The sequence below is a fragment of the Streptomyces kunmingensis genome, from assembly GCF_039533535.1.
GTDB lineage: Bacteria > Actinomycetota > Actinomycetes > Streptomycetales > Streptomycetaceae > Streptomyces > Streptomyces kunmingensis.
The window spans coordinates 704,906-731,443 of the sequence record NZ_BAAATS010000006.1; the positions used below are offsets into that span (position 1 = coordinate 704,906).

19 protein-coding genes are annotated in these 26,538 nt (G+C 69.8%); 5 read left to right on the forward strand and 14 right to left on the reverse strand.

Annotated elements, in window-relative coordinates:
• Window position 1 precedes the first annotated feature (1 nt).
• A complete protein-coding gene (sucC, locus tag ABD366_RS11285) occupies window positions 2-1,141 on the reverse strand; it encodes an ADP-forming succinate--CoA ligase subunit beta (RefSeq protein ID WP_324773822.1) in 1,140 nt (379 codons plus the stop codon).
• A 189-nt stretch (window positions 1,142-1,330) separates the two neighbouring features.
• Between sucC and ABD366_RS11290 the strand changes: the two genes are divergently transcribed.
• From ABD366_RS11290 to ABD366_RS11310, 5 genes are all read left to right on the forward strand, one after another.
• Complete coding sequence (locus ABD366_RS11290) at window positions 1,331-3,025, forward strand: thiamine pyrophosphate-binding protein (protein WP_324773820.1); 1,695 nt, start codon at window positions 1,331-1,333, stop codon at window positions 3,023-3,025.
• A 15-nt stretch (window positions 3,026-3,040) separates the two neighbouring features.
• Window positions 3,041-4,309, forward strand: coding sequence for a formyl-CoA transferase (frc, locus tag ABD366_RS11295; RefSeq protein ID WP_324773818.1), 1,269 nt, complete (start codon window positions 3,041-3,043; stop codon window positions 4,307-4,309).
• Window positions 4,310-4,312: 3 nt separating this feature from the next.
• Window positions 4,313-6,466 (forward strand): acetate--CoA ligase family protein, encoded by a 2,154-nt coding sequence (locus ABD366_RS11300; protein ID WP_324773816.1) that lies wholly within the window; start codon window positions 4,313-4,315, stop codon window positions 6,464-6,466.
• Between the two features lie 122 nt (window positions 6,467-6,588).
• Window positions 6,589-7,974, forward strand: a complete 1,386-nt coding sequence (locus ABD366_RS11305) for an OFA family MFS transporter (protein WP_324773814.1) — start codon at window positions 6,589-6,591, stop codon at window positions 7,972-7,974.
• A 1-nt stretch (window position 7,975) separates the two neighbouring features.
• Window positions 7,976-9,352 (forward strand): OFA family MFS transporter, encoded by a 1,377-nt coding sequence (locus tag ABD366_RS11310; RefSeq protein ID WP_324773812.1) that lies wholly within the window; start codon window positions 7,976-7,978, stop codon window positions 9,350-9,352.
• Between the two features lie 66 nt (window positions 9,353-9,418).
• Here the strand turns inward: ABD366_RS11310 and ABD366_RS11315 are convergent, their stop codons facing one another.
• The 13 genes from ABD366_RS11315 to ABD366_RS11375 all read right to left on the reverse strand — a co-directional run bounded on the left by ABD366_RS11315 (window position 9,419) and on the right by ABD366_RS11375 (window position 26,506).
• Entirely contained in the window at window positions 9,419-10,603 is a 1,185-nt protein-coding gene (locus ABD366_RS11315; RefSeq protein WP_324773810.1) for a sugar phosphate isomerase/epimerase family protein, read from the reverse strand.
• Window positions 10,604-10,722: 119 nt separating this feature from the next.
• The gene (locus ABD366_RS11320; protein WP_324773808.1) at window positions 10,723-12,108 is read right to left on the reverse strand and encodes an alkaline phosphatase family protein; all 1,386 of its coding nucleotides are present in this window, start codon (window positions 12,106-12,108) and stop codon (window positions 10,723-10,725) included.
• Window positions 12,105-13,277, reverse strand: a complete 1,173-nt coding sequence (eboE, locus tag ABD366_RS11325; protein ID WP_324773806.1) for a metabolite traffic protein EboE — start codon at window positions 13,275-13,277, stop codon at window positions 12,105-12,107. Before eboE ends, ABD366_RS11320 begins: the two co-directional genes overlap by 4 nt.
• A gap of 3 nt (window positions 13,278-13,280) precedes the next feature.
• Window positions 13,281-14,132 (reverse strand): TatD family hydrolase, encoded by an 852-nt coding sequence (locus ABD366_RS11330; protein ID WP_324773804.1) that lies wholly within the window; start codon window positions 14,130-14,132, stop codon window positions 13,281-13,283.
• Entirely contained in the window at window positions 14,132-14,761 is a 630-nt protein-coding gene (locus ABD366_RS11335; protein ID WP_324773802.1) for an EboA domain-containing protein, read from the reverse strand. The genes ABD366_RS11330 and ABD366_RS11335 overlap by 1 nt, the downstream gene beginning before the upstream one ends.
• Window positions 14,758-15,630 carry a sugar phosphate isomerase/epimerase family protein gene (locus ABD366_RS11340; RefSeq protein WP_324773800.1) on the reverse strand — a complete coding sequence of 291 codons (873 nt, stop codon included), beginning with the start codon at window positions 15,628-15,630 and terminating at the stop codon, window positions 14,758-14,760. Before ABD366_RS11340 ends, ABD366_RS11335 begins: the two co-directional genes overlap by 4 nt.
• 163 nt (window positions 15,631-15,793) lie before the next feature.
• The gene (locus tag ABD366_RS11345) at window positions 15,794-16,774 is read right to left on the reverse strand and encodes an SCO3242 family prenyltransferase (RefSeq protein ID WP_425576950.1); all 981 of its coding nucleotides are present in this window, start codon (window positions 16,772-16,774) and stop codon (window positions 15,794-15,796) included.
• Complete coding sequence (locus ABD366_RS11350) at window positions 16,771-17,973, reverse strand: inositol-3-phosphate synthase (protein WP_324771114.1); 1,203 nt, start codon at window positions 17,971-17,973, stop codon at window positions 16,771-16,773. The genes ABD366_RS11345 and ABD366_RS11350 overlap by 4 nt, the downstream gene beginning before the upstream one ends.
• Before the next feature lie 136 nt (window positions 17,974-18,109).
• A complete protein-coding gene (locus ABD366_RS11355; protein ID WP_324771113.1) occupies window positions 18,110-21,841 on the reverse strand; it encodes a ThuA domain-containing protein in 3,732 nt (1,243 codons plus the stop codon).
• Between the two features lie 261 nt (window positions 21,842-22,102).
• Window positions 22,103-23,101: a sugar phosphate isomerase/epimerase family protein gene (locus tag ABD366_RS11360; protein ID WP_324771112.1), complete on the reverse strand. Its 999-nt coding sequence runs from the start codon at window positions 23,099-23,101 to the stop codon at window positions 22,103-22,105.
• A gap of 14 nt (window positions 23,102-23,115) precedes the next feature.
• A complete protein-coding gene (locus ABD366_RS11365) occupies window positions 23,116-24,351 on the reverse strand; it encodes a Gfo/Idh/MocA family protein (protein WP_411293766.1) in 1,236 nt (411 codons plus the stop codon).
• 55 nt (window positions 24,352-24,406) lie between these two features.
• A complete protein-coding gene (locus ABD366_RS11370; RefSeq protein ID WP_324771111.1) occupies window positions 24,407-25,456 on the reverse strand; it encodes a substrate-binding domain-containing protein in 1,050 nt (349 codons plus the stop codon).
• A 39-nt stretch (window positions 25,457-25,495) separates the two neighbouring features.
• On the reverse strand, window positions 25,496-26,506 hold the full coding sequence (locus tag ABD366_RS11375) for an ABC transporter permease (protein WP_324771110.1): 1,011 nt from the start codon (window positions 26,504-26,506) through the stop codon (window positions 25,496-25,498).
• Window positions 26,507-26,538 lie beyond the last annotated feature (32 nt).

The window sequence follows — 26,538 nt, forward strand, 5'->3', positions numbered from 1 at the left end:
CTTATAGGGGGTTGGCGGTCAGGGCGAGGTCGGCGGCCTGCCGTGCGGCGCCGTCCATCGTGGCGGCCTGCTGGATCAGCGGGTGCGCGCGGTCGTCGAGGATGGCGCGGCCACGGGCGGCGTTGTTGCCGTCGAGGCGGACGACGAGCGGCTTGGTCAGCCGGACGCTGTCGAGGGCCTCCACGATGCCCTCGGCGACGGCGTCGCAGGCGGTGATGCCGCCGAAGACGTTGACGAGGACGGATTTCACGGCCGGGTCCAAGAGGATGACGTTCAGTCCGTCGGCCATGGTGCGGGCGGAGGCGCCGCCGCCGATGTCGAGGAAGTTGGCGGGACGGGCGCCGCAGCCCGCGACGACGTCGAGGGTCGACATGACGAGTCCCGCGCCGTTGCCGATGATGCCGACCTCGCCGTCCAGCTTCACGTAGTTGAGGCCCTTGGCCGCCGCCTCGGCCTCGAGCGGGTCGTCGTGCGTGACCTCTTGCGCGCCCCAACGCTCGCGCCGGAAGCGGGCGTTGTCGTCGAGGGTGACCTTGCCGTCGAGCGCGAGGATCTGCCCTGCGGCCGTGCGCACGAGGGGGTTCACCTCGACGAGGACGGCGTCCTCGCGGGTGAGTACGCCCCACAGCCGGACGAGAACGTCGACGGCTTGCGCGGGCAGTCCGGCGGCATCGGCAATCCGGGCGGCCTTGGCGGCGGTGACGCCCTCGGCCGGGTCGACGGGGATCCGCGCGACCGCTTCCGGCCGGGTGGCGGCGACCTCCTCTATGTCCATGCCGCCCTCGGCGGAGGCGATGGCGAGGAAGGTGCCGGCCGCGCGGTCGAGGACGTAGGAGACGTAGAACTCGCTGTCGATGTCGACGGGTTGGGCCAGCATCACCGTGTGTGCGGTGTGGCCCTTGATGTCCATGCCGAGGATCCGGCGTGCCGCCAGCTCGGCGGCGGCCGGGTCCTCGGCGAGCTTCACGCCGCCCGCCTTGCCACGGCCACCGGTCTTGACCTGCGCCTTGACGACGACGCGGCCGCCCAGCCTGCGCGCGATGGCGCGGGCCCGCGTGGCGGAGTCCGTGACCTCGGCCTGCGGCACCAAGATGCCGTGTTCCGCGAAGAGTTCCCTTGCCTGGTGCTCGTACAGGTCCATTCCGGCTCCTGATCTGAAAGTGCCGCACGCCCCCTGGACACCACTCATCGGATGCGGGATAACAAGGTTCATACAGTATTCGTCGACTGTATGCAATGTACGAGCGACGCACGAGAGCCATGCCGGAGCCGTGCCTGTCACGCCTCCGACCTGCTCTTCCACTCCCCTATGAAGGGACGGGACTTCGTCATGCCCCAGTCCGACGCGGACAACGGCCAGGAACAGATCTCCGGTGGACACCTCGTCGCCAAGGCACTCAAGGCCGAGGGTGTGGAGGTCATCTACACCCTGTGCGGCGGCCACATCATCGACATCTACGACGGCTGTGTCGACGAGGGCATCGAAGTCGTCGACGTCCGCCACGAACAGGTCGCCGCGCACGCCGCCGACGGCTACGCGCGCATCACCGGCAAGCCCGGCTGCGCCGTCGTGACGGCCGGCCCCGGCACCACCGACGCCGTCACCGGCGTCGCCAACGCGTTCCGGGCCGAGTCACCGATGCTGCTCATCGGCGGCCAAGGGGCCCACACCCAGCACAAGATGGGCTCTCTGCAGGACCTGCCGCACGTCGACATGATGACCCCCATCACCAAGTTCGCGGCGACCGTGCCGGACACCGCGCGGGCGGCCGACATGGTGTCCATGGCGTTCCGCGAGTGCTACCACGGGGCGCCCGGCCCCTCCTTCCTCGAGATACCCCGCGATGTGCTCGACGCGAAGGTGCCCGTGGACAAGGCGCGCGTACCGGAAGCCGGCCGGTACCGGGCCTCCACCAAGTCCGCCGGAGACCCGGAGGCCGTCGAGAAGCTCGCCGACCTCCTCGTGCACGCCGAGAAACCTGCGATCCTGCTCGGCAGCCAGGTATGGACGACGCGCGGCACCGAGGCCGCCATCGAACTCGTCCGCGCCCTGAACGTGCCCGCCTACATGAACGGCGCCGGCCGTGGCACCCTGCCGCCCGGCGACCCGCACCACTTCCAGCTGTCGCGCCGCTACGCCTTCTCCAACGCCGACCTGATCGTCATCGTCGGCACGCCCTTCGACTTCCGTATGGGCTACGGAAAGCGGCTCTCCCCCGACGCGACCGTCGTCCAGATAGACCTCGACTACCGCACCGTCGGCAAGAACCGCGACATCGACCTCGGGATCGTCGGCGACGCGGGCCTCGTCCTCAAGCAGGTGACCGAGGCCGCCTCCGGACGGATCAACGGTGGCGCGGCCAAGCGCAAGGAGTGGCTCGACGAGCTGCGCGCCGCCGAGCAGACAGCGCTCGAGAAGCGGCTGCCGAACCTGCGCTCCGACGCCTCCCCCATCCATCCCTACCGGCTCGTCAGCGAGATCAACGACTTCCTCACCGAGGACTCGATCTACATCGGCGACGGCGGCGACATCGTCACCTTCTCCGGGCAGGTCGTGCAGCCCAAGTCGCCGGGCCACTGGATGGACCCCGGTCCGCTCGGCACGCTCGGCGTCGGCATCCCCTTCGTCCTCGCCGCCAAGAAGGCGCGGCCCGACAAGGAGGTCGTCGCCCTGTTCGGTGACGGCGCCTTCTCCCTGACCGGCTGGGACTTCGAGACGCTCGTGCGCTACGACCTTCCCTTCGTCGGGATCGTCGGCAACAACTCCTCGATGAACCAGATCCGGTACGGCCAGAAGGCCAAGTACGGCGACGAACGCGAGCGCGTCGGCAACACCCTCGGCGACGTCCACTACGACAAGTTCGCCCAATTGCTGGGGGGTTACGGCGAAGAGGTCCGCGACCCCGCCGACATCGGCCCGGCCCTGCGCCGCGCGCGCGAGTCCGGCAAGCCGTCGCTGATCAACGTATGGGTCGATCCGGACGCCTACGCCCCCGGAACCATGAACCAGACCATGTACAAGTAGTGAGGTGCCCCCGCGATGACTGACACGACCGACACGACGGCCGGTACGCCTGTCGCGTCCAAGGCTCTGCAAGGCATCCGCGTCCTCGACATGACCCACGTCCAGTCGGGGCCCTCCGCCACACAGCTCCTCGCGTGGCTCGGCGCGGACGTCGTCAAACTGGAGGCGCCCTCGGGCGACATCACGCGCAAGCAACTGCGCGACCTGCCCGACGTCGACTCCCTCTACTTCACGATGCTCAACTGCAACAAGCGGAGCATCACCCTCAACACCAAGTCGGAACGCGGCAAGGAGCTGCTGACCGAGCTCATCCGCCGCTCCGATGTGATGGTCGAGAACTTCGGGCCCGGCGCCGTGGACCGGATGGGGTTCACCTGGGACCGCATCCAGGAGATCAACCCACGGATCGTGTACGCCTCCATCAAGGGCTTCGGCGAGGGCCCGTACACCAACTTCAAGGCGTACGAGGTCGTGGCGCAGGCGATGGGCGGATCGATGTCCACCACCGGCTTCGAGGACGGGCCGCCGCTCGCCACGGGCGCCCAGATCGGTGACTCCGGCACCGGCATCCACGCGGTCGCCGGCATCCTCGCCGCCCTGCTCCAGCGGGAGAGCACCGGGCGCGGCCAGCGCGTGAACGTCGCCATGCAGCACGCGGTCCTCAACCTGTGCCGCGTCAAACTCCGCGACCAGCAGCGCCTCGCGCACGGCCCGCTCGCCGAGTACCCGAACGAGGACTTCGGCGACGAGGTGCCGCGCTCCGGGAACGCCTCGGGCGGCGGGCAGCCCGGGTGGGCCGTGAAGTGCGCGCCCGGCGGACCCAACGACTACGTGTACGTGATCGTGCAGCCGGTCGGCTGGCAGCCGCTGAGCGAGCTGATCGGGCGCCCCGAACTGGCCGGCGACCCCGAGTGGGCGACCCCCGAGGCGCGGCTCCCCAAGCTCAACAAGATGTTCCAGCTGATCGAGGAGTGGTCCTCGACGCTGCCCAAGTGGGAGGTCCTGGAGAAGCTCAACGCCCACAACATCCCGTGCGGTCCGATCCTCTCCACCAAGGAGATCATCGAGGACGCCTCGCTCGTCGCGAACGAGATGGTCGTCGAGGTGGAGCACCCGCAGCGGGGCTCCTTCACGACCGTCGGCTCCCCGCTCAAACTCTCCGACTCCCCCGTGGACGTCACCAGTTCCCCGCTGCTCGGTCAGCACAACGAAGAGGTCTTTGTCGGCGAACTCGGTCTCGGCGACGAGGAGTTGCGCCTTCTCAAGTCGAACGGAGTGATCTGATTGATGGCCGAGGACCGTGAGCTGACGGTACGCGCGCTGCTCGACGCCGTACGGGCCGAGGGACGCGCGGCGCTCACCGCACCGGAGGGGAAGGTGATCGCCGACGCGTACGGGATCGCCGTCCCCGGCGAGGAGTTGGCCACCGATGTCGACCAGGCGGTGGCGGCCGCGGCGCGCTTCGGCAAGCCCGTCGTGCTGAAGATCGTCTCCCCCGACATCCTGCACAAGACCGACGCGGGCGGAGTCGTCGTCGGGGTGGAGGGGCCGGCCGACATACGTGCCGCGTTCCACCGGATCATCGACAACGCGCGCGCGTACGCGCCCGATGCCCGCATCGAAGGCGTACAGGTGCAGGAGCTGCTGCCGACAGGGGCGGACACCCAGGAAGTCATCGTGGGGGCGGTCACCGACCCGACGTTCGGCAAGGTCGTCGCCTTCGGGCTCGGTGGCGTGCTGGTGGAGGTGCTGAAGGACATCACCTTCCGGCTCGCCCCGGTCGACGCCGACGAGGCGGTCGGCATGCTCGACTCCATCGGCGCGGCCGAGGTGCTGCGCGGGGTGCGCGGCGCGCGCGGCGTCGACCGGTGGGCGCTGGCCGAGCAGATCCGGCGCGTGTCCCGGCTGGTCACGGACTTCCCGGAGATCGCCGAGGTCGACCTCAACCCCGTCATCGCCACCCCGGAGGGCGCGGTCGCCGCCGACATCCGGGTGATCCTCGCCGAGGGCGCGCCGAAACCGCGGCGTACGTACACACGCGAGCAGATCCTGACGACGATGCGGCGACTCATGCAGCCGCGCTCGGTCGCCGTGATCGGTGCCTCCAACGAGCAGGGCAAGATCGGCAACTCCGTCATGCGCAACCTCATCGACGGCGGCTTCTCGGGAGAGATACATCCGGTGAATCCCCGGGCCGATGACATTCTGGGCCGCAAGGCGTACAAGAGTGTCACGGACGTCCCCGGTGAGGTGGATGTGGCGGTCTTCGCGATCCCCGCCAAGTTCGTGGCAGCGGCCTTGGAGGAGGTGGGACGCAAGGGCATCCCGAACGCGGTGCTCATTCCGTCCGGCTTCGCGGAGACCGGTGAACAGGCCCTCCAGGACGAGATCGTGGCCATCGGCGAGCGCCACGGGGTGCGCCTCCTCGGGCCGAACATCTACGGCTACTACTCGACGTGGCAGGACCTGTGCGCCACGTTCTGCACGCCGTACGACGTGAAGGGCGGCGTGGCTCTCACCTCGCAGTCCGGCGGCATCGGGATGGCGATCCTCGGCTTCGCGCGCACCACCAAGACGGGTGTCTCGGCGATCGTGGGGCTCGGCAACAAGTCGGACCTGGACGAGGACGATCTGCTCACCTGGTTCGGCGAGGACCCCCACACCCGGTGCATCGCCATGCACCTGGAGGACCTCAAGGACGGGCGTGCCTTCGTGGAGGCCGCGCGGGCGACGGTGCCGAAGAAGCCCGTCGTCGTCCTGAAGGCCGGACGGACGGCCGCCGGGGCGAAGGCCGCCGGATCGCACACGGGCGCCCTCGCCGGCGACGACGCCGTCTACGACGACATCCTCAGGCAGGCCGGTGTCATCAGGGCCCCGGGCCTGAACGACATGCTGGAGTACGCGCGGGCGCTGCCCGTGCTGCCCACTCCGCAGGGCGACAACGTCGTGATCATCACCGGCGCGGGCGGTTCCGGTGTGCTGCTGTCGGACGCGGTGACGGACAACGGGCTGCATCTCATGGAGATCCCGGCCGACCTGGACGCCGCCTTCCGGAAGTTCATCCCGCCCTTCGGGGCCGCGGGCAATCCCGTCGACATCACGGGCGGCGAACCGCCGTCGACGTACGAGGCGACGATCCGCCTCGGCCTGGAGGATCCGCGCATCCACTCGCTCGTGCTCGGCTACTGGCACACCATCGTCACCCCTCCCATGGTCTTTGCGGAGGTAACGGCCCGCGTGGTCCAGGAGTTCCGCGAGCGCGGCGTCGAGAAGCCCGTCGTCGCGTCGCTGGCCGGGGACGTCGAGGTCGAGGAGGCGTGCCAGTACCTCTTCGAGCGCGGCGTGGTCGCGTATCCGTACACGACCGAGAAGCCGGTGGCCGTGCTCGGCGCCAAGTACCGGTGGGCGCGGGCGGCCGGTCTGTTGGGGGGCGGTCGATGAGGTGACCTTGGGCGGGTCCGGTCGGCGGTGCGCGTCGGCCGGACCCAGGTCCCGTGCGCACACGAAAGCAATTTGGACAGGGGGCGCTGGCCAGATCTTTCGACGCAAGGGGTGCGACCGTCATGACAACCACCGAACTACCCGCCTCCGTCCCGTACCGGGAGGTGGCGGACGTCAACGGCCGGGTGTACCGGGTTGGCGAGACCGACATCGACATCATGGGCCGCAAGCGCAAGTGGATGGTGATCCTGCCCTGGGTGGGCATGATGGGGATCTCCTCCGCCGAGTACGCGTTCGCGTCCGCGGAGGACACCCTGCACACCGCGCACGACTGGAACAGTCTGCACATCTTCTGGATGATGACGGTCTGGGTGTTCTTCCAGGCCGCCGTGGCCTTCCCCGCGGGCAGGCTGCGGGAGAGCGGCAGGCTGCCGGCCCGCTGGACGATGATGATCGGCGCGGCGGGCACCTTCATGGGGTACCTCTCGCTCGCCCTCGCGCCACACGTCGTCGTCGCCTACATAGGCTTCAGCATGCTCAGCGGCATGGGCGCGGGCATGGTGTACGCCACCTGCGTCAACATGGTGGGCAAGTGGTATCCGGAGCGCAGGGGCGGCAAGACCGGCTTCGTCAACGGCGGATTCGCCTACGGGTCGGTGCCGTTCGTCTTCCTCTTCACCGGCTACATGGATCTGACCAACTTCCGCTGGGTGCTGCTCTCGGTGGGCGTCCTGCTCGCCGCGATGGTCGCGAGTGCCGGCTACTTCTTCAAGGACCCGCCGAAGAACTGGTGGCCCGCGAACATCGATCCGCTGAACCCGCCGGAGGACCCGCGCGCGCGGCGTTCCCTGGAGAAGAACCCGCCGGCTGTCAAGCAGTACACCCCCATGGAGGCGTGGAGGACTGGCCGGGTCGCGCTGATGTGGTTCTGTCTGGCCTGCACGTCCGGCGTGAACATCTTCGGTATCGCCTTCCAGGTCGACATCGGTGAGGAGGCGGGCTTCGCGGGTGGCATCGTGGCCACCGCCATGTCACTCAAGGCGATCGTGAACGGCACCGGGCGCGGCGTCATCGGCTGGCTCTCCGACCGCTACGGCCGCAAACAGTGTCTGCTCGCCGTCTGCGCCATTCTGGGCGGCGCCCAGTTCGGCATCCTCTTCTCGGCCGAGGCCAAGAACCTTCCTCTGTTCCTGATCTTCTCCGCGATATCGGGCTTCGGCGGCGGCGCCATCTTCCCGATGTTCGCGGCACTCACCGCCGACTATTTCGGCGAGAACAACAACGCCACCAACTACGGCATGGTCTACAGCTCCAAACTCGTCTCTGGACTCGGCGCGGGTATGGGAGCCGTGGTCGTCGGCGCCTGGGGACACTCCGGCGCCTTCATCCTGGCCGGCTGCATCTCGTTCTTCGCCGGTTTCATCGCTCTCTTCCTGTCGCCGCCCGGCAGGCCCAAGTCCCGTGATGTGAAACCCAATCCGCAACCGCTCGGTGAGGAGATGGCTTGATATGACGGCGGAGCCCATCGCCGCAGGTAACACTGCACCGGCCACTGGCACGAAGTACCGAGAGATCACCGACGAGAACGGCCGCGTCTATCGCGTAGGCGAGACGGACCGCGACATCCTCGGCCATTCCCGTAAGTTCATGGTGTACCTGCCATGGGTCGCGATGATGGCCATCAGCGTCTCCGAATACGCCTATGGTTCGGCAGAGGACACCCTGTCGAGCGCCCACGGCTGGACGCAGTCGAACACCTTCTGGATCCTGAGCATCTGGGTGTTCTTCCAGGCGGGTATCGCCTTCCCGGCCGGATGGCTGCGGGAGAGGGGAATCCTGACCGCGAAGAGGGCGACGATGACCGGCGCCTTCATGTGCTTACTGGGATTTCTCGCCCTGTCCCACTTCAGCAACGTGTGGCTGGCGATCCTCGGATTCGGCGTCATCGGCGGCCTGGGCTCCGGCCTCGTCTACGCGACCTGTATCAACATGGTCGGCAAGTGGTTCCCGGAACGCAAGGGCGGCAAGACCGGCTTCGTCAACGGCGGTTTCGCCTACGGGTCGTTGCCTTTCATCTTCATCTTCAACTACGGGTTCGACACGTCGAACTACCACCGTGTCCTCGACATGATCGGCGTGTACGTCCTGATCGTCGTGCTGGTCTCGGCCTTCTTCTTCAGGGATCCGCCGAAGAACTGGTGGCCGAACGAAATCGACCCGCTGGCCAAGAGCGGGACGAGCAAGAGCGAGAGGAGCCTCGCCAAGAATCCGCCCGCGGTACGGCAGTTCACCCCCAAAGAGGCCATCAGAACCGGGATGCTGCCGCTGATGTGGCTGAGTCTGGTACTGACGGCCGGAGTATCGATCTTCGGTATCTCCTTCCAGGTGGACTTCGCCAGGGAAGTCGGCTTCGGTCCTCTGGTCGCCGCGTCCTCGATGGGGGTGATGGCCGTCATCAACGGTGTGGGCCGTGCGGTCGTCGGCTGGATGTCGGACATCCTGGGCCGCAAATCGAGCCTCGTCTTCGTGATCGTCGTCCTCGGCCTCGCCCAGTTCGGAGTCATCTGGGCGGGCGACGTCCGCAGCGAATGGCTGTTCCTGTTCTTCGCCTTCCTCTCCGGGTTCGGCGGCGGCGCCTTCTACCCGATGTTCGCGGCGCTGACCCCGGACTATTTCGGGGAGAACTACAACGCCACCAACTACGGGCTCGTGTACAGCGGCAAACTCATCAGCGGCCTCTTCGGCGGCGGACTCGGCTCGATGGTGGTCGCCTCGTGGGGCTACAACGGGGCGTACGCGCTGGCCGGCGGGATATCGATGCTGGCGGCCGCGGTCGCGCTGCTGCTGCGCCAGCCGGGAAGGGAGCGGGGCGCTGCCGCGCAGTGAGACCGGTACCAATGGAGTGGGGCCCGGCCTGTTGGCCGGGCCCCACTCCATTCATCGCTTCGGTGATCAGCGCTTCTTGCGCAGGGCCGCCAAATTGTCGTAACCGGTCCTGGCGTACTTCAGTGACTGGCCGAGGTCCGTGGAGCTCGGTGCGTTGTCCTGCTCGACCATGGGATTGTGGTAGTTCTTGTCACCGACCCGGCTGAAGAATGTGCGGTAGTCGATGACGCCCTCACCGAAGACGCCCATGTCGTAGCCCTCCCCGCTCGTCTCGTTGCGCGTGCCGTCCTTGGCATGGAACAAGGGGTAGCGCTTGTTGTGGCGGACGACGAGCCCGGCCGGGTCGAAGACCTTCTCCCGCTGGGAACCGTCGTGCGCGGTGTACGTGTGGAACTTGTACTGCGCGACGTGCGCCCAGAAGATGTCCATCTCCAGCCAGACCGTCCTCGGGTCGGTGCCCTTGAGGAAGTACTCCAGCTTGCGGATGCCGGAGCTGCGGGTCGGGCGGCCCTGCGCGTCGAGCGGGCCGCCGTCGAGCAGGAAGCCGTACGCCGCGTCATGGTTGTGGGTGTAGAGCTTGATGCCGGCCTTGCGGGCGATGGCGCCCAGCGCGTTCCACTTGTCGGCGGCGACGTCCCAGTCCGCCTTGTACGAGCTTGAGGTGGGGTCGCCACCGGTGCCCATGTGCTGCATGCCGAGGATGTTGGCGATTTCCAGGTGCTTCTTGAACGTGTCGATGTCGGCCTGGCTGAGCGGCCACGACGACGGGATGAAGCCGTGGTTGCCCTGGGCGCGCAGACCGTACTCGTCGAGCCAGGAGCGCAGCAGCTTGGCGCCGGCCACGGACTCGAGGTTGGCGCCGCCCGGCGCGTTCGCGTGCTGGCCGTAGCCGGCGAACTCGACCTGCTTGTAGCCGTAGCGGGCCAGTTCCTTGAACACCTCGCGGAAGCCGGAGGGGAGATTGCTGGCGAGCGGGTCGCGGCCGGTCGCGTCGCGCACGGTGTAGAGGATGATGCCGCGTTTGTTCGCGGGCACGAGTTCGTGGCCGCGGCCGTGTCCGCCGTGGTCATGCCCGTGTCCGTGGCCGCCACCGCCCGTCTGCGGCTGGGCGAAGGACGGTGCGGCGCCGAACACGGGCGCGGCGATCGCACCCGCGGCGACGGCGGTGCAGGTGCTGAGGAAGCGGCGGCGGTTGATGCCGAGACGCAGTCTGAGGGCGTCGTCGGCGGGGGTGTCCTGGAAGTCGGTCACGGGTGCCTCTCTTCGACGTGCGGGCGAATCTGGCGGATACCACTGGCGTGTTGTCAGTGGCGCGTGCTTCACTCTCTGTAACTGGTCCTGGTCAGACGCGGGTCGGGCCGAGGTCTGTCTCAGCTCAGGCCTGCCAGTTCCAAGAGCAGGGATTTCACAGCGGTGGCCGGGATCCGGCCGGGAAGTGCGTGGGGGGTGGAGCTGATGATGAGCGGACCTTCGTCGTCGCTCGTGGGCAGGCGGCCGTGGCTGCCGCGAATAGGTGAGGGGTCGAGGGGCACGACCGCCATGCGGTAGCGCATCCCGAGCTTCTTGCGGGCGAGCGCGCCCGCGGCCTTGACCTTGACGTAGGGGTCGAGGGGGTCCATGAACAGTTCGACCGGGTCGTAGCCGGGTTTGCGGTGGATCTCGACCAGCTGCACGAAGTCGGGCGCGTGGGCGTCGTCGAGCCAGTAGTAGTACGTGAACCAGGCGTCGGGTTCCGCGATCGCGACGAGTTCGCCGGAGCGCGGGTGGTCCAGGTGATGGTCCTTCTTGCCCTGGTCGTCGAGGAGTTGCTCGATGCCGGGCAGGTCGGCGAGGGCGTCGCGGGTGGCGTCGAGGTCCTCGGGGCGGCGCACATAGATGTGCGCGATCTGATGGTCGGCGACGGCGAAAGCCCGTGAGGTCATCGGGTCGAGGTACTCCATGCCGTCCTGCGTGTGCACCTCGAGGAGGCCGGCGCGGCGCAGGGCCCGGTTGATGTCGACGGGGCGGTCGGCGCGCGTGATGCCGTACTCGGAGAGGGCGACGACGGTGCGTCCCTCGGCCCTGGCGTCGTCGAGGAGCGGGGCGAGGGCCGTGTCGAGTTCGGCGGCGGCCCGGTGGGCGCGGGGGTCGTCGGGGCCGAAGCGCTGCAGGTCGTAGTCGAGGTGAGGGAGGTAGCACAGAGTGAGATCGGGGTGGCGGGTCGCCATGACGTGGCGGGTGGCGTCGATGATCCACTGGCTGGAGACGATGTCGGCGCCCGGGCCCCAGAAGTGGAAGAGGGGGAACGTGCCGAGTTTCTCGGTGAGTTCGTCGTGCAGGGCCGGGGGCCTGGTGTAGCAGTCGGGTTCCTTGCGGCCGTCGGCGTAGTAAACGGGGCGGGGGGTGATCGTGATGTCGGTATCGGCGCCCATGGCGTACCACCAGCAGATGTTGGCAACCGTGTAGCCGGGGTGGGCGCGGCGGGCGGCGTCCCAGAGTTTGTCGCCGGAGACGAGGCCGTTGTGCTGGCGCCACAGCAGGACGTCGCCGAGTTCGCGGAAGTACCAGCCGTTGCCGACGATGCCGTGCTCGGACGGCATGGTGCCGGTCAGGAACGTGGACTGGGCGGCGCAGGTCACCGCGGGCAGGACGGTGCCGAGGGGCGCGCGGGAGCCGGACTGGCTGAGGGCTTTCAGGTGGGGCATGTGGTCGAGGAGACGGGGGGTGAGGCCGACGACGTCCAGGACGAGGAGCGGGGTGGGGCGGGTGTCCGTCATGGCAGCTCCTTGAGGCCGAGATCGGTCAGCAGGTCGCGGGCGAGGGCGAGTTCGGCGGCGATGCCGTCGGCGAGCTGGGTCCGGGCCCGGGGGCGCAGTTCGGGCGGCAGTGCCTGCCAGGTGTACGTCTCGACTTCGAGGTGCTGGGTGAGCGGGTGCGCACCGCCGACGAGGCGGGTCAGCGTGGACTTGAGGACGGGCAGCGTGGAGGTGAGCGGGGCGGCGGGGGCCGCGTGCAGGGGGACGTGGAAGTGGGCGCGCCAGGGTGTGTCGTCCGGCAGCGCGGCGCCGTCGAGGGCGGGGCCGAGGTCGTCGGTGCCGTGCAGGCCGTCGGCGGCGACGGTGCGGGTCTGGTGCAGGAAGCGGGGTTCGTCGAAGGCGGCGAGTGCCTCGCGGACTTCGGGTAGATGGGGGTGTTCGGCGTGCAGGGCTGCGGAGAGCTGCGATTTGACGACCGGGATGTGGGCGGCGGCAAGGCCGTCGAGCGCGGTGTCCGGGTCCTCGAAGGAGGTGGCGAGGTGACAGGTGTCGAGGCACAGGCCGATGCGGTCGGGGCGGGCCACGGCGGTGAGCGGCGCGATGGCGTCGGCGGTGGTCTCGACGATGCAGCCCGGTTCGGGTTCCAGGCCGACGCGGATCGAGCGGCCGGTCAGTTCCTCGAGGGCGTCGAGGCGTTCGGCGAGCGTGACCAGGGCGGCGCGGGCCGTGTCGGCGCGCTGCGCGTCGTGGACGGTGCGCCAGGCGAGCGGGAGGGTGGAGATGGTGCCGTCGGTGACGTCGGCGGGGAGCAGCGCGGCGAGGAGGCGCGCCAGTTCGATGGTGTGGCTGAGGCGTTCGGGGTCGGCCCAGTCCGGTTTGTAGACCCGGTACTTGACCTCTTCGGCGCCGAAGCCCTCATAGGGGAAGCCGTTGAGGGTGACGACCTCCAGGCCGCGCCGGTCCAGTTCCGCGCGCAGGCCGCGCAGTGCGGCCGGGTCGGTGGTCAGGGTGCGGGCGGCGTTCCTGGCGAGCCACAGGCCGATGCCGAGGCGGTCGCGGCCGAGGCGTTTGCGGACGGGTTCGCAGTGGTCGCGGAGCTGGGCGAGGACGCCGTCGAGGGTCTCGGCCGGGTGCACGTTCGTGCAGTACGCGAGGTGGACGGTGGACCCGTCGGGGTGGCGGAATCGCATGGGTCACGCTCCCCCGCGCAGGATGGAGTTGCCCTCGTGGGTCGCTTCCGGCGGGGTCACCGTGTCGAGTTGCAGGCGGCCGCTCAGCCCGTAGAAGGCGACCGGGTTGCGCCACAGGACCCGGTCGACGTCGTCGTCGGTGAAGCCGGCGGCGAGCATCGCATCGGCGACCTTGCGGGTCTTGAGGGGGTCGCTCTTGCCCCAGTCCGCCGCGGAGTTGACCAGGACCTTCTCGGGGCCGTAGAGGCGCAGGATCTCGACCATGCGGTCCTCGTCCATCTTGGTGTCGGGATAGACGGAGAAGCCGAGCCAGCTCCCGGCGTCCTTGGCCTCCTTGACGGTGGTCTCGTTGAGGTGGTCGACCAGGACGTGGTCGACGGGGAGCGCGGACTCGCGGACCACGTCCAGGGTGCGGCGCAGGCCGACGAGTTTGTCGCGGTGCGGAGTGTGCACCATGGCGGGCAGTTCGTGGTCGGCGGCGAGTTGCAGCTGCGCGGCCAGTGCCGTGTCCTCGGCGGGTGTCATGGAGTCGTAGCCGATCTCGCCGACGGCGACGACGCTGTCCTTGACGAGGTAGCGCGGCAGGGCGTCCAGGACCGGGGTGCAGCGCGGGTCGTTGGCCTCTTTGGGGTTGAGCGCGATGGTGCAGTGGTGGGCGATGCCGTACTGCGCGGCGCGGAAGGGCTCCCAGCCGAGGAGTGCGTCGAAGTAGTCGAAGAAGGAGGCGGGCGAGGTGCGGGGCTGGCCGAGCCAGAAGGAGGGTTCGACGACGGCGCGAACGCCGGCCGCGTACATGGCCTGGTAGTCGTCGGTGGTGCGCGACGTCATGTGGATGTGGGGGTCGAAGATGCGCATCAGGCCTCCTTCTTCGCGGGTGCCGTCTGGGTGAGCACGCGGTGCAGGTCCTCGGGGACGGGCCGGCCCGCGGCGGTGCGCTTCTGGGCGAAGTCGCCCAGCATGCGCGCGAGTTCGGTGTTCCCGTCGGCGCGCCGAGGCAGTTCGGCGACGACGTCGACGGGGACACCGGTGAACAGGCACTTCAGTACGGCGTGCCGCCAGTCGTGGTCGGGCAGGTGCTGGGCGGCGTACGGGCCGACGGCGGCGGCGACCAGCCGGGTGTCGTTGGTGCGCAGCGCGTCCTCGACGAGGGGCAGGCCCTCGGAGCCGGTGACGAGGTGGGGCAGCGCCTCCAGGACGGCGCGGCGTTCGGCGGCGGTGCCCTGCGCGTACAGGCGGGTCAGGGTGGCGGTGTCGGCGCGGGCCGCGTGCAGCAGCAGGACACGGGTGGCGTCGGCGTGGTCCTGGCCCGCCCTGCGGCCCGCCTCGGCGAAGCGCAGTTCCCAGACGGGTGGGGGGCTGTCGTCGCCGGATCCGGGGTGCGCGGCGGCTTCCTCCACGGCCTGGTCGAGCCAGGCGCGGGCGGCCGGCGTCAGGGTGGTGTCGAGGTGGGCGCGGAGTTCGGCGATCGTGGCGGGCCTGGTCATACGCGGCCTCCTTGTGCTGCTGTACGCAGGAACTCCATGGACCGGGCGGCCAGTTCGGGGCCGGCGTGGGAGTGCCGGGGCAGTTCGACCACCGTCAGTCCCTGGTAGCCGGTGGCGGCGAGCGCCTCCAGCACCGGCGGAAAGTCGATCTCGCCCTCCCCGAAGGGAAGGTGTTCATGGACGCCGCGGCGCATGTCCTCGATCTGGACGTGCCGCAGCCAGGGCGCCGCCGCGCGCACGCAGTCGGCCGGTGGGTCCGGTTCCAGGCACTGGCAGTGGCCGATGTCGAGGGTGAGGCCCAGGGCGTCGGGGCTGCCGAGGGCATGACGCAGTTGGTGGAAGTCCGCGAGGCTGCCCAGCAGGTGGCCGGGTTCGGGCTCGATGGCGAGAGGGACGCCGGCGGTGGTGGCGGCCTCCACGACCGGGCCGAGTTCGTCGGCGAGCCGCTTCCACGCGGTGTCCGGGTCGGTGCCGTCGGGGGTGATGCCGCTGAAGCAGTGCACCGCGTGGGCGCCGAGGTCGGCGGCGACGCGGACGGCACGAGTGAGCAGCCGGGCGCGGGCCGCGCGGGCGTCCGGGTCGGGGTCGAGGAGGGAGGGGCCGTGCTTGCGGCGCGGGTCCAGGACATAGCGGGCGCCGGTCTCGACGGTGGCCGTGAGTTGGTACCGGTCCAGGAGCCGGGCGACCTGGCGGGTGCGTTCCGCGAGGTCCGGGGTCAGCGGGTCCAGGTGCATGTGGTCGAGCGTGAGACCGACACCGTCGTAGCCGAGGTCGGAGAGGAGAGCGAGGGCGTCGTCGAGGCGGAGATCGGTGAGGCCGTTGGTGCCGTAGCCCCAGCGCGGGGCGCTGCGCGACGGATGCGGGCTCATGTGACGCTCACCTTCTTCGCGAAGCGTGGGGCCGGTGGGACGAAGGCACGGGTGGCCCAAGCCGCCTCCGGAGCCCTCGTGCGGGGACCGGGGACGGGGACGGCTGTGGCCCAGGCCGGCCCCGGGGCTCCCGCGCGCGGGGCGCGGCTTCGCCGGTGCGGGCTCATGTGACGCTCACCTTCTTCGCGAAGCGGCGGGCGAGGGGGGCCAGGGCTGCGGTGGCAAGGGCTGTTCGAGGGGCTCCCGCGCGGGCGGCGAGCGCTGCCTGGAGCGGGATCATGGCGCGGATTCCGGCGCCGACGGCTCGCTGGGTCAGGGGCGGGGACGGGTTGAGGGTGGCGTGGAGGAGGGGGCGGAGCGTGGTGGCGGCGTATGCGGTGGGACCCGACAGGCCGAGGGGGGCTGCGGCGCCTCGGCCTGCCGGGAGTCTGAGGAGGTGCCTGGTCAGAACCGCGGTGGTGAGCAGGGCCGCCGCGGGGGCGGCGGGTGTGCCGCCTGTCGTCTCGTTGCGGGAGACGGTGGTGACGGCGGCGGTGTGCGTGGCCAGGGTCAGGGCGGACGGTGCGGCGGCGCGCAGGGGTGCGGTCCTGTCGGGAGGGGTGGCGCCGTCCGGATGCCCGGCGTGGTGGGACGCGGCCGCTCCCATGAGGACGTCCAGGCCCCGGGCCGCGCCCATCGCGGCCGGTCCGGCGGGGGTCCGCTTCAGGCCGAGGTCGTACGCCCAGACCGTCGCCGCGAGCGCCGCGCTCAGCATGCCCGGCGTGCGGCCCGCGCGGAACGCCAGACCGAGGCCGGCCGCGGTGAACGCGCCGGCGGCGGTGAGTGCCGCCGCGGGGCGGACCCGCCCGGAGGGGATCGGGCGGTGGGGGCGGTCGACGGCGTCCTCGTCCCGGTCTGCCCAGTCGTTGAGGGCCATGCCCGCCTCGTACAGGCACAGCGAGGAGCCGATGGCGAGGAGGGTGCCGCGGCCGGGGCGGGCCCCCGCGGCGGCGGCGCCCGCGAGAGCGTCACCGGGGACGGTGAACAGGGCGGGCAGGCGCAGGAGTTCGGCCCAGGCGCGCAGGCTGCTCCGGGTGGCGGTCGGTCGGGCCTCCGCGGGCGACGGCCGGCCGGGGGTCGCACCCTGCGGCGGTCCCCCGGTCACCGTCCGGCCTCGTCGCGCAGCAGCGCGGCGAAGTCCACCAGGGCGGCGAACTGCTCGCCCAGCGCCGACGAGGAGTCGCCGTCCGGGTCCTTGAAGTAGAACCCGAGCTCCGGGCGGGGGCCGGTCAGGCCGATGTCGGCGGCGCGCAGCAGCAGCCGGGCGAGGTCCAGGACCAGGGGCGCGGCGAGTGCGGAGTCGCAGCCCTGCCAGGTGGTCTGGAGGACCATGCGCGCGCCGAGGAAGCCGTCGAAGGCGATGTGGTCCCAGGCGGTCTTCCAGTCGCCGAGGGCGGGCACGTCGTCGATGTGGACCTCGCCCTGGGGGGCGGCGCCGAGGGTGTCGGCGAGGACGCGTTCCTTGCCGGCGTTCTTCGCGGCGGCCGCGGCGGGGTCGGCGAGGGCGGCACCGTCGCCGCCGCCCAGCAGGTTGGTGCCGGACCAGGCGCGTACGGCGAGGGCGCGTTGCAGGAACATCGGGCCGAGTACGGAGCGCAGCAGGGTCTGCCCGGTCTTGCCGTCGCGGCCCGCGTAGGGGACGGATGCGGTGGCGGCCGTGGCGGCGAGGTCGGGGTGGTGCAGACCGGTGGAGGGGGTGAAGTTGACGTAGGGGCAGCCGGCGCGCAGGGCGGCGGCGGCGTAGAGCGAGCTGGGCGGGAGGAGTCCGTCGGCGGCCGGTGCCGGTTCGGTGGAGGCGACGTTCACGACGACGGCGCCCGCCAGGTTCTGGGCGTGTATGAAGTCGCGTATGTCGGTGGCGAAGGTGGTGATCAGTTCGTCCTGCGTGCGGTCGTCGTCACGGCCGGGCAGGGGGCCGCCGGGCTTGATCTCCCGGTCGGCGGCGGCCAGTTCGGCTGCCACGGCGGAGGGCAGTCCGTGCGGCAGGACACCACCGTCGGCGAGGTGTTCGGCGCGTTTGGGCAGCGGGCAGTCGACGGTGTCGTGGCCGCCGAAGACGAGCGACGACAACGTTGGCAGACCCACGTCGGTGAAGGGGGCGGTCTCGGTGACCATGCCGGTCGGCGGGTGCAGTCCCGCGGCGACGGCGGCGCATCCCGCGACGGCGGTGGTGGCGACGGAGCCGCGTGCTCCGACGAGCCAGACACCGTAGCGCGCAGGGGAGGGCGAGGGGGAAGACGAGAGGGAGGACGAGGTGGGGGTCGGGGAGGAGAGGGGGGACGAGAGGGACGGTTCGGCGGACATGGGCAGCCTCCTTGTCAAACACGAACCGGCGGTCGAACACGAACCGGGGGTCGTACGCGATACGGGGACGAGCGGTGCCGGAAGGGGCCGGGTGAGACGGCGGGCGGAGGTCCGGCGTCCTCCGCCCGCCGCCGTTCTAGTCGCCCGTGGTGGGCAGTTCCTTGAGCTGGATGTTGCGGTAAAAGACCTGGTCGTCGGCGCCGTGGTTCTGGATGCCGATGTAGCCGTCCTTCAGGCTCCGCTCAGGGTTCTTGTTGGTGAAGTCGTTGATCTTGACTCCGTTGAGGAACACCTGGAGGCGTTCGCCCTGGACCTTGATCTCGTAGGAGTTCCACTGGCCGGGCGGCCGCAGGACCTGGTCACGGGCTTTGATGTTCGCCGACTTGAACGTGTAGACCGCGCCGGTGGTGCGGTCGGCGGCGTCCGTGGCGTCGATCTGGATCTCGTAGCCCTTGTTCACCGCGGACCAGGGGTCGTCGGATTCGGGGAAGCCCACGAAGATGCCGGAGTTGTCGTCGCCCTGCATCTTCCAGTCGAGCTTGAGGGAGTACGACTTCAGCTCCTTGGCCTGGTACCAGAGCAGGCCCATGCCGCCCTCGGACTCCAGGGTGCCGTCCTTGACGTTGAACTTGCCGGGGCCGGCCTGCTTCCAGCCGTCCAGGGACTGGCCGTTGAAGATCGGCCGGTAGTCCTTGTTCGGCTTGCAGTCCGCCTTGGCCTGGCCGCTGGCGTACTTCAGGCCGCCGAGCAGGTGGGTGCGGAAGGCGTCGTCCGCGTAGGACTCCTTCGTGTGGCCGAGGCCGGTGTAGAAGGAGCGGCCGCCGCCGTAGTTCTGGCACCAGGCGATCGGGTGGTCGCCCTTCATGTTGCCGCCCTGGTACGTCGTCTCGTCGAGAGAGGCGAGGACGTGCACCTTGTCGCGCGGGTTGGTGCGGTAGTTGTACAGCTCGTCGGTGCGCTCCCAGGCCTGGCCGAGGTGGGCGGTGGCCGGGTTGGCGTTGTCCTCGACGCGGACGGTGGCCTTCTGGATGGCCGGGTGCGAGTCGAAGTAGGCGCCGACGAGGCCGCCGTAGTACGACCAGTCGTACTCGGTGTCGGCGGCGGCGTGGACGCCCATGTAGCCGCCGCCCTTGGCGATGAACTCCTCGAACGCCTTCTGCTGGGCGTCGTTCAGGACGTTACCCGTGGTCGACATGAAGACGACCGCGTCGTAGCGGGCGAGGTTGTTGGTGGTGAACTGGGCGGCGGACTCGGTGGCGTCGACCGTGATGTTGCTGGTCGCGCCGAGTTCCTTCAGGGCCGCGATGCCCTCGGGGATCGCGTCGTGGCGGAAGCCGGCCGTCTTGGAGAAGACGAGGACCCGCTTGGCGCCCTTCACGGGGGCCTCGTTGGAGATCTCGAAGTCGTCGACGTCGTAGAGCGCGCCGTCGCCGCCCTCGAAGACGAGGTACAGGTCGGTCGTCTTCTTCGGGACGTTCTTCAGCGGGACGTCGATGTTCTGGAAGGTCTCCCAGCCGCCGGTGACGGGGACCGGGGCGGAGCCCAGCAGGGTGCCGGTCGCCGATCCGGTGCGCACCTCGAGGAAGCCGCCCGCGCCGCCGGAGGAGATCCGGGCGGTGAGCTTCTTGGACCCGGTGAGGTTGTAGGGCGTGAAGGAGATCCAGTCGCCGTCGTTGATGTCACCGACGGTCCGGCCGCCGTTGGCCTCGGTCTTGTTCTGCGGCGTGGTGCCCTGCTGCGCGGTGTAGTGCTCGGCCTGGCGGTGGCGCGGCTGGAGCTGGACCTGGTCGTGTGTGGTGAGCGCGGCCTGACCGCCCCCGCCGCCGTCGGTGTACTCGGCGTCGAGCACGCCGTAGATGTTGGCGTTGGGGTCGTGCTCGGCGTCGGCGGGTGCGGTGATGGTGCCTTCGCAGCCGTTGGCCGAGGTGATCGCGTGGGCGTGGTTGTCGTGGCCGAGGAGGTAGCGCACGGTGACCTTGGAGCAGTCGATCGTGCCGTCCTCCGGGTCACTGACCGCGACCTTGAACGGGATGGTGTCGCCGAACTTGAACAGCGATCCGTTCGGCGGGTTCTGGAACTTCACCGAGGGAGCGGTGTTGCCGACGACGATGCGTACGTTGGCGGAGCCCGTGCGTCCCGTGCCGTCGTCACCGGTGACCGTCACCACGTACGTGCCGTCCTTGCGGTACGTGTGGCTGGGGTTGGCGCCGGTGCCCTTGGTGCCGTCGCCGAAGTCCCAACTGTAGGTGATCGGGTCGTCGTCGGCGTCGGTGCCGGTCGCCGTGAAGTTGGTGCGCAGCGGCGACTGGCCGGAGGTCTTGGACGCCTTGGCCTCGACGATCGGCGAGTGGCCGCCGGTGGCGTTCTCGATGCGGTACAGCGCCGAGTGCTCGTCGCCGCCGAACCAGGAGAGGCCGTAGTCGAGGACGTAGAGCGCGCCGTCGGGGCCGAAGGCGCTGTCCATGACCTGGGTGCCGGACCACGGGAAGTCGTTGATCTTCTCGACGTTTCCGGAGCCGTCCTGCTCGATCCGCTTGATCCACTGACGGCCGAACTCGGTGGCGAAGAAGTCGCCGTCGTACTCCTCGGGGAACTTCACCGGGGAGTCGAGGTTCGCGTCGTAGCGGTAGACCGGTCCTGCCATCGGCGACTCGGAGCCGGAGCCGAACTCGGGCACGGAGGCGTTGTCGTACGGGATCCAGGCGGGCTGGGCCGGCGGCAGGTCGGTGATGCCGGTGTTGTTCGGCGACGTGTTCTTCGGCGCGTTGCAGTCGAACGTGGCGCCGGACGCCTTGGTGGCGAAGTCGTAGTCGACGTAGGCGTCGTTGTTGCCGGTGCAGTACGGCCAGCCGAAGTTGCCCGCCTTGGTGATCTTGGCGAACTCGACCTGTCCGGCCGGTCCCCGCTTGGGGTCGGCGGCGCCGGCGTCCGGCCCGTAGTCACCGACGTAGACGGTGCCGGTCGGCTTGTCGACGCTGATGCGGAACGGGTTGCGGAAGCCCATCGCGTAGATCTCGGGGCGGGTCTTCTCGGTGCCCGGCGCGAAGAGGTTCCCGGCGGGGATGTCGTAGGTGCCGTCCGCCTTGACCTTGATGCGCAGGACCTTGCCGCGCAGGTCGTTGGTGTTGCCCGAGCTGCGCTGCGCGTCGAAGGCCGGGTTGCGGTCCGCGCGCTCGTCGAGGGGGCTGTAGCCGTCGGAGGCGAACGGGTTGGTGTCGTCGCCGGTCGACAGGTACAGGTTGCCGTCGGCGTCGAAGTCGATGTCACCGCCGACGTGGCAGCAGGTGCCGCGGGAGGTCTTGACCTCCAGGACGTTCTTCTCGCTGGCCTTGTCGAGGGTGCCGTCCTCCTTGAGGACGAAGCGGGCGAGGCGGTTCACACCGTCGAACTTGGCGAAGTCGGCGGCGGTGCCGGTCTCGGGGGCGTCACCGGCCGGAGTGGACAGCGGCGGCGCGTAGAAGAGGTAGATGAACCGGTTGTCCTTGAAGCCCGGGTCGACGCCGACGCCCTGGAGGCCTTCCTCGTCGTGGTCGTACACGTCGAGCTTGCCGGCGACGGAGGTGGAGCCGCCCGCGTCCGTGAGGCGCAGCGTGCCGTCGCGGGAGGTGTGCAGGACGCTGCGGTCCGGCAGGACGGCCAGCGACATGGGCTCGCCGGTCTCGTCCGCGCCCTTGGCGAGGGTGACCTGCTGGAAGTCGGAGTCGGCGGCGGGCGGGTCGGGGTCCGGGTGCGCGCTGGCCGTGCCGGGCACGGCGAGGGCGAGCGAGGAGCCGACCAGCACGGAGCCGGTGAGCAGGGCGATCGTGGTCCGGAGTCTGGAGCGCCGGGTGGTGGTGCCGTTGCGGTTTCTGCTTCTGCTGCTGTGCACGAAAGTCCCTCCGGGAACGGGGTGGGCCGTACGGAATGGGTGCGAAGACGTGCGGTGCGGGCGCCGGGGTGCGCCGTCACCCCGGAGGTGTGTGTTACCTGAACGCTTCAGGGACCGTAACCGCGTTTGTCCGGGGGGAACAGCCCTTGCGTCACTACTAGTTGAGCTTTTCCCCAACGCAGGACAAAGCCGGTTCCGGGCAGGCCGGACCGGGGACCGGCGTGGGTCGCCTGCCCCTGGTTCCGGCCCCGGCCGGGTCGGTCAGCTGTTGAACGCGGCGTCGAAGGACGCGCTCGGCGGCTCGAAGTCGAGCTTGCGCAGATGGCTCAGCGCCTCGGGAGCGCCCTGGAGCCGGTCCATGCCGGCGTCCTCCCACTCCACCGAGATCGGCCCCTGGTAGTCGATCGAGCGGAGCATGCGGAACACGTCCTCCCAGGGCACGTCGCCGTGTCCGGCGGAGACGAAGTCCCAGCCGCGACGCGGGTCGCCCCACGGCAGATGGGAGCCGAGGCGCCCGTTGCGGCCGTCGAGGCGGCGCCGTGCCTCCTTGCAGTCGACGTGGTAGATCCGGTCGCGGAAGTCCCACAGGAACCCGACCGGGTCGAGGTCCTGCCACACGAAGTGGGACGGGTCGAAGTTGAGACCGAAAGCCGGACGGTGGTCGACCGCCTCCAGGGCCTTGTGGGTCGTCCAGTAGTCGTACGCGATCTCGCTCGGGTGCACCTCGTGGGCGAAGCGCACGCCCTCCGCGTCGAACACGTCGAGGATCGGGTTCCAGCGCGTGGCAAAGTCCTCGTAGCCGCGTTCGATCATCGACTCGGGAGCCGGCGGGAACATGGCGACCAGATGCCAGATCGACGAGCCGGTGAAGCCGATGACGGTGTCGACCCCGAAGGCGGCGGCCGCGCGGGCCGTGTCCTTGATCTCGGCCGCGGCGCGCCGGCGTACACCCTCGCCGTCGCCGTCGCCCCAGATCCGGGCGGGCAGGATCGCCTCGTGGCGTTCGTCGATGATGGAGTCGCAGACGGCCTGGCCCACCAGATGGTTGGAGATGGCGAAGCACTTGAGGCCGTACTTGTCGAGCAGCGCGTGGCGCGAGTCGAGGTACGCCGGGTCCGCGAGGGCCTTGTCCACCTCGAAGTGGTCGCCCCAGCAGGCGAGTTCGAGGCCGTCGTAGCCGAAGTCGCGGGCCAGGCGGCAGACCTCTTCGAGCGGCAGATCCGCCCATTGACCGGTGAACAGGGTGAACTGGCGTGGCATGGTCGGGGGCCTCCTCAAGCCTGAACGGGGGTGTACACGGAGTTCTTCGCCGCGCTCTCCTCGACGGCCGCGAGGACGCGCTGCACCTGGAGGCCGTCGGCGAACGACGGGGCGGGCACGGTGCCTTCGGCGATGGCGTGGACGAGGTCGCGGGCCTGGTGGACGAAGGTGTGCTCGTAGCCCAGACCGTGGCCCGGCGGCCACCAGGCCTCCAGGTAGGGGTGCTCGGGTTCGGTGACGAGGATGCGACGGAAGCCGGCGCTGACCCCGGGCTCGGTCTGGTCGTGGAAGTACAGCTCGTTCAGGCGCTCCAGGTCGAAGGCCAACGAACCGCGTTCGCCGTTGAGTTCGACCTTCAGCGCGTTCTTGCGGCCCGTCGCGAAGCGGGTCGCTTCGAAAGAGGCAAGAGCGCCGGAAGCGAAGCGGCCGGTGAACAGGGCCGCGTCGTCGACCGTGACCTGACCGACGCCGCCTCCCCCGGTCCCCGACAGTCCGGCCGAGGCGCCTGCCGGGATCGGGCGTTCGCGGACGAACGTCTCCATGAGCGCCGAGACGCCCGCCACGGGCTCCCCCGCCAGGTACTGGGCCAGGTCGACGGCGTGCGCGCCCAGGTCGCCGAGGGCGCCCGAGCCCGCGTACGGCTTCTGCAGCCGCCACGTCAGCGGGAACGACGGGTCGACGAGCCAGTCCTGGAGGTAGCTGACGCGCACGTGCCGCAGGGTGCCGACGCGGCCTTCCGCGATCATGCGGCGGGCGAGGGCCATGGCGGGCACCCGGCGGTAGTTGAAGCCCGTCATGGCCACCTGGCCGCGTGCGGCGGCGAGTTGGGCCACTTCGGTCATCGCCTCCGCCTCCTCGACGGAGTTGGCGAGGGGCTTCTCGCAGAGCACGTGCTTGCCCGCTTCGAGGGCGGCGACGGCGATCTCGGCGTGGCTGTCACCGGGCGTGCAGATGTCGACGAGGTCGACGTCGTCCCGCTCGATGAGCGCCCGCCAGTCCGTCTCGGCGGCGGCCCAGCCGAGCCGGTCGGCCGCGGCGCGCACGGCGGAGCCGTCACGGCCGCAGACCGCGGCGAGCCGGGGGGTGAGCGGCAGGTCGAAGACCCGGCCCGCGGTGCGCCACCCCTGTGAGTGGGCGGCGCCCATGAACGCGTAGCCGACCATGCCGACCCCCAGGACCGGCTTCACCTCTCCGTCGTTGTCGCCGCCGCCCGTAACTCGAGCCGCCGTACCCGTGTTGCTGCCTGCCATGCGGAAGTCCTCCTCGTCCACGCGGTGATCGCCAGGTGCCTCGTGCCGGCGCCGGTCACTTGAAGCCGGTCGGCATGTACTGGCCGACGTTCTCCTTGTCGACGACCGCGGAGAACAGGGTCACGTGGGCGGGGATCTCGAACTCGGCCATGCCGCTGATGCCCTTGCCCTGGCCGAGCGCGCGGGCCAGGTCGATGGCGGACGCGGCCATGGTGGGCGGGTACAGGACGGTGGCCTTCAGGACACTGTCGTCGGCCTCGATGGCCTGCATGGCGGAGAGGGCGCCCGCGCCGCCGACCATCAGGAAGCCGTCGCGGCCCGCCTGCTTGATGGCGCGCAGCGCGCCGACGCCCTGGTCGTCGTCGTGGTTCCACATGGCGTCGAAGCTCTTCTGCGCCTGGAGCAGCTGGGCCATCTTGGCCTGGCCCGACTCGACGGTGAAGTCGGCGGCCTGGCGGGCCACCTTCTCGATGTTCGGGTAGTTCTTCAGCGCGTCGTCGAAGCCTTGCGTGCGCTGCTTGGTGAGTTCGAGGTTGTCGATGCCCGCGAGCTCGATGACCTTCGCGTTCTTCTTGTCCTTGAGCTTCTCGCCGATGTAGTTACCGGCGCTCAGGCCCATGCCGTAGTTGTCGCCGCCGACCCAGCAGCGGTAGGCCTGCGGGGTGTTGAAGATGCGGTCGAGGTTGACGACGGGGATACCGGCGCGCATCGCCTTCAGCCCCACCTGTGTCAGGGCCTTGCCGTCGGCGGGCAGCACGACGAGGACGTCGACCTTCTTGTTGATGAGGGTCTCGACCTGGCCGATCTGCGCGGCCGTGTCGTTCGAGCCCTCGGTGGCCTCGAGGGTGACGTCGGCGTACTTCTTCGCCCGTTCCTTGGCGTTCTCGTTGATGGCGTTGAGCCAGCCGTGGTCGGCCTGCGGTCCGGCGAAGCCGATGGTGACCTGCTTGCCCTTCTTGTCGTCGGCGACCGGCTGGTCGGCGGCCTTGCTGCTGTCGCCCTTGTCACTGGGCTCGTTGCTGGTGCAGGCCGTGAGCAGGCCGCCTGCGGTGACGGCTGCTGCCGCGCCGAACAGGAGTCCTCTGCGGCTCGTGGTCTCTGGCATGGCGTCGTCCCTTCCCGGGGCTGAGCGGGGCTGAGGAGGTCAGGAGTGCGTGTTCGCTGTGCGTCGCTGGACCAGGACCGCGGCGACGATGATCGCGCCCTTGGCGATCTCCTGGACGTCGCTCTGGAGGTTGTTCAGCGCGAAGATGTTGGTGATGGTGGTGAAGATCAGGACACCGAGGACGGAGCCGACGATGGTGCCGCGGCCGCCGGTGAGGAGGGTGCCGCCGATGATGGCGGCGGCGATGGCGTCGAGTTCGTACAGGTTGCCGTTGGTGTTCTGGCCCGATCCGGCGAGCACGATCAGCAGGAACGCGGCGATGCCGCAGCACAGGCCGGACAGCAGGTAGAGGTACAGGCGCTGACGGCGTACGTCGATGCCGGCGAGGCGGGCGGCTTCCGCGTTGCCGCCGACGGCGACCGAGCGGCGGCCGAACGTGGTGCGGTTCAGGACGAGCCAGCCGATGACCGTGACCGCGGCGAAGACGAGGACGAGCGGTGGGATCCCGAGGATGTAGGAGTCCCGCTCGCCGAGCTTCAACACGCTGTCGACGGTGACCACTTGGGTGCTGCCGTCGGTGATCTGCTCGGCGAGGCCGCGGCCCGAGGCGAGCATCGCGAGGGTGGCGATGAAGGGGACCATGCCGCCGTACGCGATGAGGACGCCGTTGACGAGGCCGCAGGCCACACCGACGACGACCGCGGTGAACAGGATGCCGATGAAGCCGTACTCCTGGGTGGCGACCGTCGTGGCCCAGCAGCTGGCGAGGGCGACGATGGCGCCTACGGAGAGGTCGATGCCGCCGGAGATGATCACGAAGGTCATGCCGACGGTGACCACGCCGATGACGGACGCCTGGGTCAGGATCAGCTGGACGTTGTCGGTGTCCAGGAAGGAGTCCGGCTGGGTGATGCCGCCGATGATGATCAGGGCGGCGAGGACGCCGAGCAGGGAGAGCGTGCGGACGTCCAGGCGGACGGCCTTCACGGTGTGGGGAGCGGCGGCGCGTTTGGGCTCCGCCGGGCGGGTTGGGGTGGCGGGCTGCGTCATGACGCCGGGGTCCCTTCTGAGGAGATCGACCA

Bases quoted from the DNA above. Each gene is read 5' to 3' on its own strand.
- ABD366_RS11375 (WP_324771110.1), bottom strand. From the start codon at position 26,506: ATGACGCAGCCCGCCACCCCAACCCGCCCGGCGGAGCCCAAACGCGCC.
- ABD366_RS11365 (WP_411293766.1), bottom strand. From the start codon at position 24,351: ATGGCAGGCAGCAACACGGGTACGGCGGCTCGAGTTACGGGCGGCGGC.
- ABD366_RS11290 (WP_324773820.1), top strand. From the start codon at position 1,331: ATGCCCCAGTCCGACGCGGACAACGGCCAGGAACAGATCTCCGGTGGA.
- sucC (WP_324773822.1), bottom strand. From the start codon at position 1,141: ATGGACCTGTACGAGCACCAGGCAAGGGAACTCTTCGCGGAACACGGC.
- ABD366_RS11330 (WP_324773804.1), bottom strand. From the start codon at position 14,132: ATGCGCATCTTCGACCCCCACATCCACATGACGTCGCGCACCACCGAC.
- ABD366_RS11300 (WP_324773816.1), top strand. From the start codon at position 4,313: ATGGCCGAGGACCGTGAGCTGACGGTACGCGCGCTGCTCGACGCCGTA.
- ABD366_RS11360 (WP_324771112.1), bottom strand. From the start codon at position 23,101: ATGCCACGCCAGTTCACCCTGTTCACCGGTCAATGGGCGGATCTGCCG.
- eboE (WP_324773806.1), bottom strand. From the start codon at position 13,277: ATGCGATTCCGCCACCCCGACGGGTCCACCGTCCACCTCGCGTACTGC.
- ABD366_RS11335 (WP_324773802.1), bottom strand. From the start codon at position 14,761: ATGACCAGGCCCGCCACGATCGCCGAACTCCGCGCCCACCTCGACACC.
- ABD366_RS11340 (WP_324773800.1), bottom strand. From the start codon at position 15,630: ATGAGCCCGCATCCGTCGCGCAGCGCCCCGCGCTGGGGCTACGGCACC.
- ABD366_RS11310 (WP_324773812.1), top strand. From the start codon at position 7,976: ATGACGGCGGAGCCCATCGCCGCAGGTAACACTGCACCGGCCACTGGC.
- ABD366_RS11305 (WP_324773814.1), top strand. From the start codon at position 6,589: ATGACAACCACCGAACTACCCGCCTCCGTCCCGTACCGGGAGGTGGCG.
- ABD366_RS11370 (WP_324771111.1), bottom strand. From the start codon at position 25,456: ATGCCAGAGACCACGAGCCGCAGAGGACTCCTGTTCGGCGCGGCAGCA.
- ABD366_RS11320 (WP_324773808.1), bottom strand. From the start codon at position 12,108: ATGACGGACACCCGCCCCACCCCGCTCCTCGTCCTGGACGTCGTCGGC.
- ABD366_RS11350 (WP_324771114.1), bottom strand. From the start codon at position 17,973: ATGTCCGCCGAACCGTCCCTCTCGTCCCCCCTCTCCTCCCCGACCCCC.
- frc (WP_324773818.1), top strand. From the start codon at position 3,041: ATGACTGACACGACCGACACGACGGCCGGTACGCCTGTCGCGTCCAAG.